The 16,166-nt window shown below is 60.6% G+C and carries 16 protein-coding genes; 3 read left to right on the plus strand and 13 right to left on the minus strand.

Annotated elements, in window-relative coordinates; translation table 11 throughout:
- Positions 1 to 82: 82 nt before the first annotated feature.
- Entirely contained in the window at positions 83 to 1,405 is a 1,323-nt protein-coding gene (glyA, locus tag V8J81_RS07850; RefSeq protein WP_368475194.1) for a serine hydroxymethyltransferase, read from the minus strand.
- Between the two features lie 287 nt (positions 1,406 to 1,692).
- Here glyA and V8J81_RS07855 point away from each other — a divergent pair, with 287 nt between their 5' ends.
- Positions 1,693 to 2,691, plus strand: coding sequence for a hypothetical protein (locus tag V8J81_RS07855; protein WP_368475195.1), 999 nt, complete (start codon positions 1,693 to 1,695; stop codon positions 2,689 to 2,691).
- Positions 2,692 to 2,842: 151 nt separating this feature from the next.
- Here V8J81_RS07855 and ugpC read toward each other — a convergent pair whose 3' ends face one another.
- The 8 genes from ugpC to V8J81_RS07895 form a co-directional block, all read right to left on the minus strand.
- Entirely contained in the window at positions 2,843 to 3,895 is a 1,053-nt protein-coding gene (ugpC, locus tag V8J81_RS07860; RefSeq protein WP_368475196.1) for a sn-glycerol-3-phosphate ABC transporter ATP-binding protein UgpC, read from the minus strand.
- Positions 3,896 to 3,906: 11 nt separating this feature from the next.
- Positions 3,907 to 4,836, minus strand: a complete 930-nt coding sequence (locus V8J81_RS07865; protein ID WP_368475197.1) for an ABC transporter permease subunit — start codon at positions 4,834 to 4,836, stop codon at positions 3,907 to 3,909.
- 12 nt (positions 4,837 to 4,848) lie between these two features.
- Positions 4,849 to 5,730 carry an ABC transporter permease subunit gene (locus V8J81_RS07870; protein WP_368475198.1) on the minus strand — a complete coding sequence of 294 codons (882 nt, stop codon included), beginning with the start codon at positions 5,728 to 5,730 and terminating at the stop codon, positions 4,849 to 4,851.
- A 77-nt stretch (positions 5,731 to 5,807) separates the two neighbouring features.
- Complete coding sequence (locus V8J81_RS07875) at positions 5,808 to 7,112, minus strand: extracellular solute-binding protein (protein ID WP_368475199.1); 1,305 nt, start codon at positions 7,110 to 7,112, stop codon at positions 5,808 to 5,810.
- A gap of 279 nt (positions 7,113 to 7,391) precedes the next feature.
- Complete coding sequence (locus V8J81_RS07880) at positions 7,392 to 7,760, minus strand: methylglyoxal synthase (protein WP_368475200.1); 369 nt, start codon at positions 7,758 to 7,760, stop codon at positions 7,392 to 7,394.
- Positions 7,757 to 8,662: an L-threonate dehydrogenase gene (ltnD, locus tag V8J81_RS07885; RefSeq protein WP_368475201.1), complete on the minus strand. Its 906-nt coding sequence runs from the start codon at positions 8,660 to 8,662 to the stop codon at positions 7,757 to 7,759. The genes V8J81_RS07880 and ltnD overlap by 4 nt, the downstream gene beginning before the upstream one ends.
- 60 nt (positions 8,663 to 8,722) lie before the next feature.
- A complete protein-coding gene (locus tag V8J81_RS07890) occupies positions 8,723 to 9,250 on the minus strand; it encodes a hypothetical protein (RefSeq protein ID WP_368475202.1) in 528 nt (175 codons plus the stop codon).
- Positions 9,247 to 10,509 carry a hypothetical protein gene (locus tag V8J81_RS07895; RefSeq protein ID WP_368475203.1) on the minus strand — a complete coding sequence of 421 codons (1,263 nt, stop codon included), beginning with the start codon at positions 10,507 to 10,509 and terminating at the stop codon, positions 9,247 to 9,249. Before V8J81_RS07895 ends, V8J81_RS07890 begins: the two co-directional genes overlap by 4 nt.
- Before the next feature lie 63 nt (positions 10,510 to 10,572).
- On the opposite strand from V8J81_RS07895, the gene V8J81_RS07900 reads away from it, so the two are divergent.
- Positions 10,573 to 11,238, plus strand: coding sequence for a GntR family transcriptional regulator (locus V8J81_RS07900; protein WP_368475204.1), 666 nt, complete (start codon positions 10,573 to 10,575; stop codon positions 11,236 to 11,238).
- 14 nt (positions 11,239 to 11,252) lie between these two features.
- Here V8J81_RS07900 and V8J81_RS07905 read toward each other — a convergent pair whose 3' ends face one another.
- Genes V8J81_RS07905 through V8J81_RS07920 form a run of 4 tightly spaced genes read right to left on the minus strand, consistent with a single transcriptional unit; the run spans position 11,253 to position 14,904 of the window.
- Positions 11,253 to 11,570: a hypothetical protein gene (locus V8J81_RS07905; protein ID WP_368475205.1), complete on the minus strand. Its 318-nt coding sequence runs from the start codon at positions 11,568 to 11,570 to the stop codon at positions 11,253 to 11,255.
- Positions 11,571 to 11,580: 10 nt separating this feature from the next.
- Entirely contained in the window at positions 11,581 to 12,189 is a 609-nt protein-coding gene (locus tag V8J81_RS07910) for a hypothetical protein (RefSeq protein WP_368475206.1), read from the minus strand.
- Positions 12,190 to 12,199: 10 nt separating this feature from the next.
- Complete coding sequence (locus V8J81_RS07915; RefSeq protein WP_368475207.1) at positions 12,200 to 14,443, minus strand: xanthine dehydrogenase family protein molybdopterin-binding subunit; 2,244 nt, start codon at positions 14,441 to 14,443, stop codon at positions 12,200 to 12,202.
- 2 nt (positions 14,444 to 14,445) lie between these two features.
- Positions 14,446 to 14,904: a (2Fe-2S)-binding protein gene (locus V8J81_RS07920; protein ID WP_368475208.1), complete on the minus strand. Its 459-nt coding sequence runs from the start codon at positions 14,902 to 14,904 to the stop codon at positions 14,446 to 14,448.
- 172 nt (positions 14,905 to 15,076) lie between these two features.
- Here V8J81_RS07920 and V8J81_RS07925 point away from each other — a divergent pair, with 172 nt between their 5' ends.
- The gene (locus tag V8J81_RS07925) at positions 15,077 to 16,069 is read left to right on the plus strand and encodes an AraC family transcriptional regulator (RefSeq protein WP_368475209.1); all 993 of its coding nucleotides are present in this window, start codon (positions 15,077 to 15,079) and stop codon (positions 16,067 to 16,069) included.
- Positions 16,070 to 16,166: the final 97 nt, after the last annotated feature.

Here is a 16,166-nt window from a genome sequence, read left to right on the forward strand (position 1 = left end):
AAAACGCCGTCGCATCTGAATATGCGAGGCATTCGCAAGAAGTCAAGAATTGCGAATGATTTTCAAAAACATGTGATGTGCATCAGCCTACGTAGTGCAAGCTACGGAATTTCGACCTGAAATCAGCAACTTCCCGCGCCATGGTTTCGGGCGTATCACTGCGTAGCGCACGCGCAATGAGAGAGCCCAGTTGCGCCACCTCACCTTCGCCCTGCCCCACGCCCCAACGGACAATCTCAGGCGTCCCGATGCGTATCGCGTTCATATCATTGAGAATCTCGGGCGTGGGCACCCCTATCCCGCAGGCAATCAAACCGGCTTTGTAGAGGTGTTTCGACGCCGCCTGCCCTCCACCAAACTCATGGGCGAGGATCGCAAATTGATGGCTTTGGGTTGTCCCCTCCGCCGTCTCAAAGACCGGGATACCTTCTGATCTCAGCGCTTTAGCCAGCCCTTGCGCAATCTCGACCATCTTGGCCGCGTAAGCCGCCCCATGCTCGCGCCAATCCAGCAATGTTCGTGCAAGGGCCGCGGATTTGGAGGCGTCGAAGTTCGCGGTCATGCCGGGAAAGGCAATGGAATCGAGCCGCTCCGCAAGTTCTGCGTCGTTGGTCACGATCAGGCCGCCAGCGGGGCCGCCGAGGCTTTTGTAGGTGCTCATCGTCATCAGATGGGCTCCTTCGGCCAAGGGATCGGGCCAGGCCTTTCCAGCGAAGAGGCCGCATTGATGGGCGGCGTCCATCAGGACTTTCGCCCCCACTTCATCGGCGATCTTGCGGACGTCGGCCACGGGATGGGGGAGCAGGTTGAGGGAGCCGCCAAGGGTGATTAGGGCGGGCTGCTCACGCGTGAGCAATTCTCTAAGCCCTTGAATATCCACGGTATAGCGATCCGCGTTAACCGGATATTCATGAATGTTAAGCCCAAACAGTCCCGCGCAGCCCGCCATGTGATGGGTGACATGCCCGCCGATCTCGGCGGGCGGAACGAGGATGGTGTCGCCGGGGTTGCAGGTCGCCATGAAGGCATAGAGGTTGGCCATCGCGCCAGAGGCCACGCGGATCTCGGCGAAGCGGGCATTGAAGACCTCCGCCGCGAGCGCCGCAGCGATCACCTCGGCCTCCTCAATCGCTTCCAGACCCATCTCGTACTTGTCGCCGGGGTAGCCAAGCGACGGACGCGTGCCCATGCCGTTGGCAAGCAGCGCCTCGGCGGCGGGGTTCATCACGTTGGTGGCGGGGTTGAGGTTGAAACACCGCGCCTCGTGGATGGCTCGGTTTTCCTCGCCGAGGGCGGTGAGGCGCGCGGCGATATCGGGGGTTGGTGCATTGGTCGTTTGGCTGGCGATGGTCTGGACGAGCGTTTCCGAGTGGGTCGGAACCCAGGGGCGGTGGGCGAGCGTCATGGCGGGCTTTCGTGCGGTGGTTTTGGCGGAGTATGACGGGGATCTCACCTTGCCGCAAACGACTGGCGGCGCATCAAATCCGCAGACCAAAGGTAATCGGCGCTGCTGCAGAGGCGGGCCTCAATATCTCTTACCCAATTGTGGGCCAACACAAACCTCGACACCGAGGGGAGCTCGGTTCCAGGAGTGCCTTGTAGGAAATTTAGCAACAATGCTTGATGAGAGCATACGAAATAGCCTTAGTTGCAGTATCGGGCGTGACGTCACCCAAACGAAGGGAGATCGCTATGAGTGCGAAGCAAGGCCTGTTTGAAAGTGATGAGGCTTTCAGAGATCGGATGGAGCTGGAAGCCAATGAGAAAACGATCAGCCAGTCAACAGGCTCTGAGCCGTCCCAAGGCTTTTTCGAAAGCGATAGGGATTACTCTGAAAGAGTCGCTAAGGAGGCAGATGAATATACGATCTCGGGAAACACGGGTTCGCCACCACGACAGGGTCTCTTTGAAAGTGAATCCGACTATAGATACAGGCTCGAAGAAGAAGCCAACGAAAGTATCATTAATCACTCAACCGAAAATTCCCCCCGACAAGGGCTCTTTGAAAACGATACTGACTATAATACAAGGGTTCGCAAAGAGGCAAATCAGCGCATTTTGAACGAGCAATCAGACGAAACATATAAAAGAGGCTTGTTTGAAAGTGATTACGAGTATCGACGGAGGATAGACCACGCGGCGAACATATCGCAGATTTTAACCAAGCCAAAGGATAAGACAAGGTATCGTCATTCCACATCGTATAATGTGGCTTCGCAAACGGCTACGGTGAATGACCATGAGAGTCCCGGTACGCTCCTCTTTTTTGGAATTATAGCCGTTTCAGTTGCTGTGGTTTTCTGGGTTTTGCGAACCGCAACGCCTGTTGCTCCTCCTTTAGATATTGAGGTCGCAGCATATCAGAACGGTTCCACAATACCGTCGCCCCTTTTCGGAAGCGATGTTGGCGAGATTCAAATTCGTGCTCGCTTGGTCAGTGGCAGTACCTATCCGGAAGACTTCCAAATTGTAATCAGATATCCAAACGGGGATATACAATCCTGCGCTGCACCGACTTGTCCTGTCAGGCAATATGAGATTCGGACAATAGAACTAGGGCCGTCACTATTTGCTCCAAATCGAGCAGGGCGCGATCGAGTAAGCATCGCATTCCAAGCCGGGTGGTACACGATTTATGCGCATTCCGACGAAGAAGTGATTTCGCAAACGCGATTTCAAGTCCGTGGGTAGTGTTTCCTCCTTTCGCAAATGTCCATCACTTTCTCAAGTTTGCTTTTTCGAATCTCCGCAGCCCATACTTCGCAAGGCTGTAGATTATAGGCAGGGTGCGTCGCCCTTGCCGCGTCGAGAAGCCACCATGCGGAAATCTCGAGATTTCCAGTTAGCTGAGCCGCCGCCCCTCGCCCGCATCAAACAAATGAACGGCGTTTGGCTTCAGCGCGAGGCGCATTTCGCCAGTTTCGGCTTCTTGATCCTTCGGGACCGCTACCGAGAACGCCTGCCCCGCCATCTGGCCGTGGAGCAGCCGTTGCGCGCCCAATTCCTCGATGATGTCGACGTTGAAGGTCAGGTCGCCTTGCGGTGACGGCGTGACATCTTCGGGGCGGATGCCGACCGTGATGGTGCCGGCGTGGCCGTTGACGCCCGCTTGGGGGATAACCTCGCCCCCTTTGAGGGTCACACGCCCCTGCCCCGCTTTGGCCTCCAGAAGGTTCATCGGCGGCGCGCCCATGAAGCTCGCCACGAAGGTGGAGGCCGGGTGTTCGTAGATCTCGTTCGGGGTGCCGATCTGTTCGATATGCCCATTCGAGAGCACGATGATGCGGTCAGCCATGGTCATGGCCTCGACCTGATCGTGGGTTACATACATGGCGGTGGTGCCGAGGCGGCGTTGCAGGGCGCGGATTTCGATCCGCATCTGGTTGCGGAGTTTGGCGTCGAGGTTCGACAGCGGCTCATCAAACAGGAACAGGTCCGGTTCCCGCACGATGGCGCGGCCCATAGCGACGCGTTGGCGTTGGCCGCCGGAGAGTTGCGATGGCCTGCGGTCGAGGAACTCGGTGAGGTTCAGCATCTCAGCCGCTTCGCGCACCTTGGCGGAGATCGCGCCCCTGTCCATGCCGCGGTTCTTGAGGCCGTAGCCCATGTTCCGCGCCACGGTCATATGCGGGTAGAGCGCGTAGTTCTGGAACACCATGGCGATGTTACGGTCGGCGGGATCGACATCGTTGACGACACGGTCGCCGATGGAGACCTCGCCTTCAGTGATATCTTCCAGCCCCGCGACCATGCGCAGCATCGTGGATTTGCCGCAGCCCGAGGGGCCGACGAGCACGCAAAGCTCACCATCTGGGATGGTGAAGGTGGAGGGTTCCAGCGCCTCGGCGCCGTTGGGGTAGACCTTGCGGACCTGATTGAGTGTGACTTGTGCCATTCTTGTTGCCTTTACTTATCGGATTCCGTCAGGCCCTTCACGAACCAGCTTTGGAAGAAGACGACGATGAGGACCGGGGGTGTCATCGCGATGATGGCGAGGGCTGCGGCCTGCCCGTAATCGGGCGTCTCGGAGCCGTCGGCGTAGCTCTGCACGATCTGGCGGATGCCGCGCACGAGGGTGAAGAGGCTCTCATCCGTCGTGATCAGTGTGGGCCAGAGGTATTGGTTCCAGCCGAAGACGAACATGATGATGAACATCGCCGCGATCATGGTGCGCGAGAGGGGCACGAGGATGTCGATAAAGAATTTGACCGGCCCTGCCCCGTCGATGCGCGCGGCCTCGATCAACTCCTCGGGCACCGACAGGAAGAACTGGCGGAAGAAGAAGGTCGCCGTGGCGGACGCGATGAGCGGGATGATAAGGCCCGCATAGCTGTTGCCCATGCCGTTTTCGTAAAGGCCGAAGACGGTGATCGAGGTGATGATCTCATACGATGGCAGGATGCGCACTTCGAGGGGCAGGAGCAGCGTGGTGAAGATCATCCAGAACGCGAGGGTCGCAAACTTGAGGCGGAAGTAGACGATGGCATAGGCGGCCATCATGCCGACGACGATCTTGCCTATGGCAAAGCCCAAGCCAAGGATCAGGGAGTTGGCCAGCATCGTCACGCCATTCACCGCGTCGGTGAAGCCGCCGTATTCGAACAGGGCCGCGTCGTAGTTGGTGCCGAGTTGGTCGGAGAAGCCGAATTGCATGCCTTCGCGGTGGACGGTGATGGCGTCCCACGACGAGGTCGCGAAGACCATGTAGACGGGCACCAGCATCAAAAGCGCGCCGGCGATCAGTATCGCGTGGTCGGCCACATGATCCCAGCGGATGCGTTTGCGGGTGCGTGTGGTTGTGGCGGTCGTGACGCGGGTTTCAGTGATGTCAGCCATATCCCTGCCCCCTTACGTGTAGTGAATGCGGCGTTCCAGGAAGCGGAACTGCACGATTGTTAATATGAGGACGAGGACCATCAGGACGACCGATTGCGCCGAGGACCCGCCCAGATCGCCGCCCCGGAAGCCATCGACGTAGACGCGGTAGACGAGCGTCAGTGGATTGTTCCCGGGTTCTCCCTTCACGATGGTGTCGATGATGCCGAACGTGTCGAAGAGCGAATAGGTGATGTTGATGATCAGGAGGAAGAAGCCGGTGGGGGCGAGCAGCGGGAAGGTGATGTCCCAGAAGCGGCTGGTGCCGGACCGATTGTCGATCATCGCTGCTTCGCGCACCGATTGCGGGATCGCCTGAAGGCCGGAGAGGAAGAAGATGAAGTTGACCGGGATTTGCTTCCAGACCGAGACGGTGATCATCGCGGTGGCGGTATCCCAGTAGTTCACGCCAAGACGGTATTCGTAGCCGAAAAAAGCCAGAAGCTGGGTGATGTTGCCGCGCGATTGGTCAAACAGCATCACGCCAATCAGGCCCGCGACGGGCGGCGCGATGGCGTAGACCCACATCAGAAGCGTGCGGTAGGTCTTTGCGCCCCGGATCACCTTGTCGGCCTTAACTGCCAGCAGAAGGGCAATGCCGAGCGAGAAGAAGGTGACGAGCACGGTGAAGATAACCGTGAAGTTCAGCGCATTGAGGTAATTGGTCGAGTCGATCAGGCGGGTGTAGTTCTCAGCGCCTACAAAGGTCGACGTAAACCCGAACATGTCTTGCGCATAGAACGACGACTGCACCGCATAGGCGGCGGGCCAGTAGAAGAAGATCGCAATGATCACAAGCTGCGGCAGAAGCAGCAGGATCGGAAAGCCGATATGGCCGAAGGCGGCGCGTTTCATGGGGGCCCTGTCGTGTCGTTTTTGTTGGTGCAACGGGGGCCGAATGGCTCGGCCCCCGTCGAATGGTATAGTTTGGCTTAGCCCTGCGTCTGCGCGAAACGCTCAAGCAGATCGTTGGCCTCAGCTTCGATGATCTCGAACGCCTCTTCCACGGTGGCTTCACCGGTCAGGATGCGGCTGTATTCGCGGTTCATCACGTCACGGATCTGGACGTAGAAGCCCATACGGTAGCCACGGGTGTAATCACCGGCGGGCAGCGAAAGCTGCTGGATGCCAACCTCGGCAGCCGGGAATTCTTCGTAATGGCCCTGTTCACCGGCGGCGGCATAGGCGGCCGTGGTGATCGGCACATAGCCGGTTTCAGTGTGCCACATGACCTGCGCATCGACGCTGTCGAGATAGTCGAAGAACGCCGCCGTCGCTGCGTTTTCCTCGGCATCGAAGCCGGACATTGCGAAGAGCGCTGCGCCACCGATGAAGGTTTGCGTGGGTTCGGTCGTTACCGATTCCCAGTAGGGCAGCATGGTGGCGGAGAAGTTGAATTCCACGCGGTCCGCAATGCCACCGAACGAGCCGGAGGAGCCGAGCCACATGGCAACTTCGCCAGCTTCAAACGGGTTCTGGTTGTCGCCCCAGCCGGTGCCGTACCAGTTGAACAGACCCGCTTCCTGCCAATCGGCCAGCGCCTGGAAGTGCGCGCGGATGGCGGGGTGGTTCACCATGATCTCGGTGTCCGTGCCGTCATAGCCGTTGTTGTTGGAGGCAAACTGCAGGTTGTGGCGCGAGAAGAAGTTCTCGGTAAAGATCCACGGCAGGTGCGATTGCGCAAGCGGCGCGATGCCGGATTCGAGCAATGCGGGGCCGGTCACTTCGGCGAATTCTTCCCAGGTGGCGGGCGGCTCAACGCCAGCGGCTTCAAGCGCGTCGGCATTGTAATAGAGGATCGGCGTGGACGAGTTGAACGGCATGCCGATCATCTGGCCATCGCTGTCGGCGTAGAAGTAGCGCACGCCGGCGATGTAATCTTCGATGTCGAATTCAACGCCATTCTCGCTGAGGAGCTGCTGAACCGGGATCGTTGCACCCTGTGCGCCGATAACAGTGGCAGCACCGGCGTCAAAGACCTGCACGATGTTGGGCTGTTCGCCCGCGCGGAACGCGGCAATCGCGGCGGTCAGAGTTTCTTCGTAGGTGCCCTTGAAGACGGGAGTCAGGACATAGTCCGACTGGCTGGCGTTGAAATCGGCAACCAGCTGGTTGACGGTTTCACCCAGTTGGCCGCCCATGGCGTGCCAGAATTCGATCTCGGTCTGCGCTTGCGCGGCACCACCGACCATGAGGCCGGCCGCAAGGCCAAGCGATAGTGTGGTCTTAAGGGTCATTCGTTTCTCCCATCTCTCCGCAGCCGGAACAGGCTGCCGTTTCCGCGACTGCCTGCCGTTCATTGGGCAGGTCGTGTCATTTTCGAAAAGAGGCACGTGCGCTGGCACGATCCCCCCAATCATCATGTCGCGTGGGAGAAGCCTACACAGCGCGTGCGCGAACGCAAACGAAATGAAACGCGCCTGCCCCGGCGACATTGAGATCGGCATAGGGGGAGTCGGTGACAGGTCTATGACGGTTCTAGCTAAAACCGTTACAAAACCGTCACTTAAGTAGGCTCAATCGGCGAGTGAGCGGATGATGCCCGTGGCCGTCGCCTCGTTCACTGCCATCAGGGTGTCGTACAGAATGGCCAGACGGATCAGGGATTTAACGTCAACGTCATGGGGCATGGCCGAGAGCGGATCGATGAAGAAGATCAGGGCATGCAGATCCTCCTCCGCGATCATCGCGCCAAGCTGCGCATCGCCGCCCAAGGGCCCAGATTTCAACGGCGTGACGTTGAGGCCGGTTTCCTCTTGCAGCCGCCCGCCCGTCGTGCCGGTGGCAAATAGGCGATGGGGGCTAAGTTCAGCTTCATGCGCCTTGGCCCAAGCGACGAGCGAATCCTTTTTCTGGTCATGGGCGACAAGGGCGATGGTTTTCATGTCTCTTCTCCCGGAAGGGTCAGGCCGGAGGCGCGGGCATAGACCTTGGCGACGGCGGCGTCATCTTCATGCCCATGGCCCATGCCCGCGGCGGCCACGAATTGTTGAAGCGCGATGCCGGTGATCGGCGCGGGAAAGCGCGCTCCCTTGGCGATATCAAGCACGATGCCCAGATCCTTGGGCCAGATGTTCACGCTGCTAGTGGGAGTATAGTCACCATCTACGATATGCGGCCCGCGGTTTTCCAGCATGAAGGAGGTTCCGGCGCATTGGGGGATGACCTCCATGAACCGGGCGGGATCAATGCCCTGGGTCATGCCGAAGGTCATCGCCTCAGCCATGGTGGCGATATGGACGCCCGCGAGGATCTGGTTGACCGCTTTCATGGCAGAGCCCGCGCCAACCGCGTCGCCCATATGGTGCACGGTGGACGCAGTGGCCTTTAGGACCGCATCGGCAGCGGTGAAAGCCTCTGGCGTGCCGGAGGCCATGATCGCCAGATCGCCAGCCGCTGCCCGGGCCATGCCGCCGGAGATGGGCGCGTCGAGGTAGTGGAGGTCAAGCGCCTCACACCGGGCGGCCATATCGCGGGCGAAGTCCGGCGCGACGGTGGCGCAGGACATAACGAGCGCGCCCTTGCGCAGGAAGGGGGCGATGCCGTGTTCACCAAATAGAACGTCTTCAGTTTGGGTGGCGTTCAGGACGACAATTACAACGGCATCGAGTTGGGCGGCAACGGTGTGCGGTGTGCCGTCTGCGCCGCCCTCGGATTGCAGGCGGGCGACAGCGTCTGTGTTGAGGTCGGCGCCGTGCACCGCATGGCCCGCGCGCAGGAGCGATTGCGCCATGCCGTAGCCCATGGCGCCGAGGCCGAATAACCCGACAGTTTTGTGATCGCCCATGCCCGTTCCCCTTTCACGCCGTTTCTATGCCTTATCGGCGAAACGGGCGCGGAGTGCGAGTCAGGTGGGCTCGCAGGTAAGGGACGGGTCGTGCACGCTGCCCGGTAGGGTCCACATCGTGTCGGGCGTGTGGACCTGAAAGGTCTGGCGGCGGTCGAACTGATCGAAGGCAGCTTGCGTGGTCGGCAGATTGAAGGAGGCGACCTCGCCCCGTTCGGCATAGAACGACAGCAGCATCGGATCTTCGTAATCGGTGACGCCGCCCAGATCGCCCGCCACATCAACGATGTCGAAAGACATGTAATCGGCCCAATGTGGCGCGCGGACGATATGGACCACGCCGAGCCGCCCGGTCAGGCCGGTGCCGTCGGGGCCGGTGATCTGGACCGTGCCGTCTGTCAGGTACGCTGTGGCCTCCGCACCCATACGCATCCGGCGGGTTGGGGTGAAGGTGAGCTCGGCCTGGAGGGATGTGCCTTCGGGGTGGGCGCCGTGGATCGCCTCGGTCCGAATGGAGAGGGTCAGCGTGCAGGTTTGGGCCGTGGCTGGGGTCGCGATCAGCAGCAGGAGCACGGCAAGGTGGATCATTCGGGGACCTCCCGCAGGACAAAGGTGAAATCTGAAAATGCGCCCGCCGATGTCGTGGCCTCCGCATGGCAGCCAAGGCAGGTGCCGTCGCGATGGGTCTGGATATAGGTTTCCATCGTGACGTTCGACAGGAAGCGCGGAAGCTCTCCGTGTTCGATGTAGGGGCTGGCATTTGCGCCGCGCCATTGGGCGGAGATGAGCATGTAATGCTCAAGGGGCGTGCCGAAGAGTTCGGCCTGCCAGCGGGCGTTGGTGGCTTGCGTCGGCGCGAAGATGTCCCAGCAGCGCACGACTTGGGACGGCGGTAATGGGGTGCCGGTATCGTCCACCGCATAGGGCGGCGTGGCGGACCAGAGGGCGGCCGCGGCGGGCGGCGTGTTAGCGGGCGTGGAGAGGGTCGCGTCATAGAGCAGCCGGTCAGGTGGACTATCGGGCGCGATGCAGCCTTGCGGGAAAAGGTTGTTGCCGTAAATCGCGTTTATGTCACGCGCATCCGCTGCGATGGGGGCGTTCGCGCGGTGTTCGAACGTGGCCCAGATCCATTCATCGCCATTGCCACTTTCGACCTTGGTGACGATGTGCATGCCCACAAGGCCGAGCGTGACCTCAAGGCAGAGAGGGGCGCCGGTGAGGCTCTGCTCTGGCGGGACGATGATAAGGCCCTGCGCGGTGATGTAATCGTCGGAAGGGGCCTCAAGCACTGTCCAAGCGGATTTGAACAATATGGAGGCCGGGTTATCGGCGTCGCGGCCGTGGGGGAAGTTGACCGGATTGGCGTGGCCTTCGGCGTTGTGGAGGTTTTCCGCGTGGATGTGGTCCGCCACAACCGGGTTCAGGCGCGTCTCGTAGAGGATGTAATTGCCGTGGCGGTCTACCAGCGGGTGCCCGTCGGATTGGGCGAAGTCGGTGATGATGACCTCCGCTTGGGCCGCCTGTTCAGCGCATTGCGCGGTCTCGCGGCCAAGCACGGCATCGCGGCGTGGGAAGTCGCGCCAGCCGAGTTGGTCCGTTTGCGGTTCGATTTCGGGCCAGTTGAGGGCGACGAAGGCCTGCCAGGCGTGGCGGTCAAACGGTTCCTGCGCGGCGCCGGAAATCACCATGTATTCAAAGAATTCGCTGAACTCCGGCACGTCCTGCGGGAAGGTGGCGCACAGCTGATCGTGGGGCGCGTGGACGCAGAATTCGCCCTGCTCCTCCTGAGCCATCAGCGCCGGTATCGGAAGCAGGCAAAGGACGGGAAGAGGAAAGCGGATACGCATTCTTATAATTGGATACAGTTTTAGATATTTGTCAACAAAGCTGAATCTGCTAGGCTGCAGCCCATGAAAGCACCGATCCGAGAATTGGCCGATCTGGCCCCCCTGCCCTTGCCGCGCGGACGGGTCGCCGACCTTGTCGAAGACCTGCGCGCGGAGATCGTCACAGGGGCCATCGCGCCGGGGGCCACGCTGGTTCAGGAGGATTTGGCGAGCCGGTTTGGCGTCAGCCGGATGCCCGTCCGCGAGGCGATCAAGCATTTGCAGATGCTTGGCTTTGTGACGGTAGAGGACAACAAGCGCGCCCGGGTCGCGGAGTTAAGCCGGGCCGATTTCGTGGAAATCTACGACATGCGGGAAGCGGCGGAGGCTTTGGCGATGCGCTCGGCCATTCCGCATCTGACGAACGCGCATATTGACGAGGCCGCAGATATCCAGGATCGGATCGAAGGGGTGGACCCGAAGGGCTTCGGCGCGCTGAACATGGCCTTTCACATGGTGCTGTATCGCCCGTCGGGCCGGACGCGTCTGCTGGCCCATGTGGAAATGCTATTCAACGCCGCGGACAGGTATGTCTCAATGGTGTCCGCCGGGCCGGAGTTGAAGGCCAAGGCAAATGCCGAACACCGCGCGCTGCTGGAGCATTGCCTGGCCCGCGACACGGACGCGGCGGAGGCCTGTGTGCGGACCCATATCGCCGATGCGCGGGACGCATTGGTGCAGTTTTTCTGAGCCGGACGCGCGGATTAGCTGAGAAGTGCCGCTACCAGCGCGAGTACGATCACGACATCCACAAGGATGAAGGCCCATGTCACCCATTTGCGAATGCTGAATCTGTCTCGGTTGAGGAACGCGATGGTCCCGCCCATGCCCGCGGCAAGCAGCGCGATGATCTGGGTGATCATACCGCCGGTGCCCAACACCAAAAGGCACCCGAGCAATAGGTAGACAAGGCCGACCGGCACCAAACGCCATGTGTCGGGCCGCCGGCCATCCATCATCCATTCCGTTGCGTGCCATATCCCGGTGAAGACCAGAAGGCCGCCTGCTATGCCTGCGAACATGGGCCGCTCCTCAGTTTTCGGGACAGGGCATACCAGCGACGCCCCAGATCAGAATGTCGTCCACATGCTCCTGCAAACTGTAGGGCGCGGGTTCACGGGTGCCGCCAGGGTTCCACGCCCAATGCAGGATCAGGTCATGGTCGAGATGTTCGGCCAAAGCCATCATATCGCGATCACCGTTCCGGGCCGGATCGCGAAGCTGTTCGCAAATCTCAGGCGAACTGCGCCCGAACCAATCGGCCTCCACCGGGGCGAGTTGCCAGAACATGGGCACACGTGGCGCAGAATGGGGCATGGCATTCGCGTTCTCCCAATCCTCGCTCATCGTCGTGTGGCAGGTCTGGCAAGGCACATATTCCGCCCCGAAACGGCTTTCACCGGCACGAACGTTCATGCCATGGGGCCGCGCCTGCCCATAGGACGGGCCGGACCACATCGGCCGGTCGCTTTCGCCAGTATGGCAGTTGGAACAGCGCGGGTGGCTGGCGACCTCATATATGCGCGCCCAAGCTTCTAGCCCTTCGGCCTCCGTCGCGCTGTCGGGAGGGGTCAGGTCAACCTCGGCCAGAAGCGGGGTGGCGAGAGCGGCGACAAGCGCCAGGGTCAGTTTGGCATTCATGGCGGCCCCCTCAAACAAAGGTGATGTGCTTGTTGAACGGCATCTCGCGGATGCGTTGCCCGGTGGCCGCAAAGATCGCATTCCCAAGCGCGGGGGCTGAGGGCGGGATCGGGGGTTCGCCAAATCCGCGGATCTTTGGGTTCGTCTCCAGCGCTCGGAATTCGATGGGCGGGCATTGCCAGATGCGCATCCCCTCATGGGCGTGGTAATTGCTCTGCTCCGCCATGCCATCGGCATAGGTGATCTCGCAATTGATCGCGTGACCAAGGCCAAAGACCGTACCGCCTTGCGCAAGGTTTTCGAGGTTCACGGGGTCGATCACCCGGCCCACATCGGCGGCGACCCAGACATGGTCCAACTTGATGCCCGCATCCGTGTTCGTGACCTCAACCACCGTGGCAACGGCCACCCCGAAGGAGAAGCCGTAGGCGACGCCCCTGCCCCGGCCTTCGCCGATATTGGGGCCATTCCAACTGCTCATCTCACCCACGGCTTCCAACACACCGACAGAGACATCATGGCCCATCAGGCGGATGCGTTCCTCCAACGGGTCTGCGCCTGCGGCATGGATCGCTTCATCTAGAAGTGTCTCGTAAATGAAGACGTTGGGCCCCGCGCCCACCGCGCGCCAGGAGGAGACGGGCGCAAGCTCTTCCGTCACGTAGGAGCGGACGCGCAGGTTTGGCAGATTGAACATGGGTGCATCCCATGCGCCTTCGTGGAGCTGTGTATCCGGGCCCGGCAGGCTGTAACCCATTCGCCCGAACTGGCTGCGGAGAACCGATTGCCCGGCGATCTGCACATCAAGCGCATTGACCTGCCCGTTCAGCACCTTCGCCGTGCCACGCCCCATGGTGATGTGGCGGGGGAAATCGTGGGCGAAATCCTCTTCCCGCGAATAGGTCATCTGCACGGGCGTGCCGCGCATATGGTTGGCGATCTCTGCGGTCTGTTTGATAAAATCAAACTCCAGCCGGTGCCCGAAACTGCCGCCCATGAACATGTTGTGCAGATGGACATTGTCTTGATCTACGCCGGTGATGTCGGCCACGACCTGTTCCACAATTTGCGGAATCTGATGGCCGGTCCAGATATCGACTCGGGCGTCGGTGACAAGAATGGTGGCGTTAAGCGGTTCAAGTGGTGCATGGGCGATATAGGGGGAGCGGTATTCGCCTGTGATTTCTTCGCCTTCAGCAGCCTCCACATCGCCTTCCACGCGGGCCTCTGCATTCAGATGCGCCTCATCGAAGATACCGGCGAGATGATCCCAATGGGCGGCCTGTTCCGAAGGGTACGGTGCCTCGCCCCAATCGAACTCTATTGCGTTAGCGGCCTGAATGGCGCGCCATGTGTTGTTGGCGACAACCGCCACACCGCCCGTGATCTCGAATATCTCCTGCACGCCTGGCATGGTTTCAGCGGCGGAGGCATCATAGCCGTTCATCGCCCCACCCTGACGCGGGTTCACCTTCACGGTGGCGAACAACATATCCTCAGTGCGGAAATCGATGCCATAGGTCAGCGTGCCAGTGGATTTCTGGACGATGTCCACGCGCTCCATAGGCTGACCTACAAGCGACCATTCGGACGGGTCGCGCAAAGTGACGTTTTGGACGGGTTCGATGGAGGCGGCCGCACCGGCAAGCGCCGTGTAGGGCATCTCAGTCCCATCGGGCAAGACGACTGCACCGCGTTCTGTGCGCAACTCAGCCACTGGCACGCCGCTTTCACGGGAGGCAGCGAGCTTCAGTGTTTCGCGCGCGGTGGCCCCGGCATGGCGCAGTTTGTCATACACATCCGGAATAGAGGAGGAGCCGCCTGTGCCCATAAGCGGTAGCGTCAGTTTTGCCACCCCACCAAAGAAGCCGCGCACGCGTTCCGCCGTGGGCGACATGTCGTAGAGCGGGAAGCCCGCAGCGGCTTCGGTGAATGCCGTGTTGTAATAGGCGCGATCCGGGGTGCCGAAGCTGGCCTCCACCTGATCGAGGCCGATGTCGAGTTCCTCCGCGATCAATGCGGTCTGGGCTGAGAAGATGCCCTGCCCCTTGTCAGCGTGTGGGGCGATCAGCGTGACACGCTCGTTGTCGATGATGACCCAAGGGTTGAAGCTGACTGAGCCTTCGAGAAGGTCGGCGAGGTTCGGGTTGGGAAACGGCTGACGCGCGGCATAGACGCCGAAGGCTACGCCCCCAGCGACGGCAGCCGAGCCAATCAGGAAGGTGCGGCGGGCGATTTTTCCAATGCTGGCCATGGTTACGCCCCTTGCAACTTGGCGGCGGCAGAACGCACGGCGGCGCGGATGCGGGGATAGGTGCCACAGCGGCACAGATTGCCGCCCATCACGGCGTCGATGTCGTCATCGGTCGGCGCGGGGTTGGCGGCGAGCAGATCGGCGGCCTGCATGATCTGGCCGGACTGGCAGTAACCGCATTGGGCCACCTGCTGTTCAACCCACGCCTCTTGCACCGCATGAAGGTTGTCTGGCGTGCCAAGCCCCTCAATGGTTGTGACCTCACCCTGCAAATCGCCAATGGCCAATTGGCAGGAGCGCACGGCAAACCCGTCGACATGCACGGTACACGCGCCGCATTGCGCGATGCCGCAGCCATATTTTGGGCCGGTGATGTTCAACTCATCCCGCAAGACCCACAAAAGCGGCATGTCCGCTTCGACATCCACCTCATGCTCGGTTCCGTTGACGGTCAGTCGCATTGCGCTGCCTCCCTGGTCGCTGTTGCCGCCATCATATGGGATATGCGGACAAAGTCGAATTGACGGAGCGCGCCAATTCAGTGTCATTTCGCGCCAATGGTTGGCCGTGCTCTGGATAGGGTCAAGCGCCATGGCGCATAGTGCCGCCACGTCGTGCAAGCGGAGCAGCGCCATGGCCACCCGATACCCGATGGGCAATTACATGAAGCAAGCAGGCGCCCTTCTGGGGGTTTCGCCCGACCGCGTGCTGCGTCGTGTTGGACTATCGAACACGTTACTGGAGGAGGACTTCAGCGTCACGGCCGAGATGTTTTTTCGCCTGTGGGATGCGATGTCGGCAGAGGCCGACCGGCCGGGGATCGAATTGGAACTGGCCACGGCCTATGCCCACGGGCCCTTTATCCCACCCATCTTTGCGTTTTCATGCGCCGAAACACTGGCCTCGGGGCTGGAGCGCTTGGCAGATTTCAAAGCGTTAATCGGGCCCGCGATCATGGAGGTATCGCGCCCAGGGGGCGGGCTGCATCTGGTTCTACGCCCCGCTGATCCGGGGTTGCAGATGCCCGCGCGGATGGGGTTGTTCGAATTGCTCTACATCCTTGAATGCGCACGAACCTTCACGGGCGTGAACCTGCGCCCGGTGGCTACCGGCCTGCCCGGTCCGCTGGAGTTGGACGCAGACGCCCTCGCCTATCTGGGCGTAGCACCTGACACAGGTGATGCGGTCCGCCTGACCTTTTCCGCGGAAGATGCCGACCGCCCCCTGATCACCCGCAGCGCGGCCTTGTGGGAGACATTGGAGCCGGGATTTGTCGAACAGCTTCGCGCGAAGAATGACACCACAAGCATGACTGCGCGGGTCCGGCAGAGCTTGTCTGAAGCGCTTCCGGGCGGGGCCACATCAATCGAGGATATGGCGCGCCGGCTCAACGTCTCAAAACGCAGCCTGCAACGGCGATTAAGCGAGGAAGGCACAAGCTTCCAGAACCTGCTGTCGCAAACACGATTTGAATTGTCCGAGCAATATTTGAAGAACAGCGACCTGAGCGTGCCGGAGATCTCATACCTGCTCGGATACCGTGAAACCTCTTCGTTTTTTCGGGCTTTTCAAGGTTGGACGGGCATGACGCCCGGCGATTACCGTACAAAAGGCACAGCTGTTTGAGAGCGCATCGAGCGGAGGAAGTGGCGGAAAAGAAGTCAGCGCAATCCTTCAATTAGGCAATTGTTTTTATACAAAAAAAAGAAAAACCGTGAGACTA

The sequence above is a fragment of the Gymnodinialimonas sp. 202GB13-11 genome (assembly GCF_040932485.1).
Lineage (GTDB): Bacteria > Pseudomonadota > Alphaproteobacteria > Rhodobacterales > Rhodobacteraceae > Gymnodinialimonas > Gymnodinialimonas hymeniacidonis.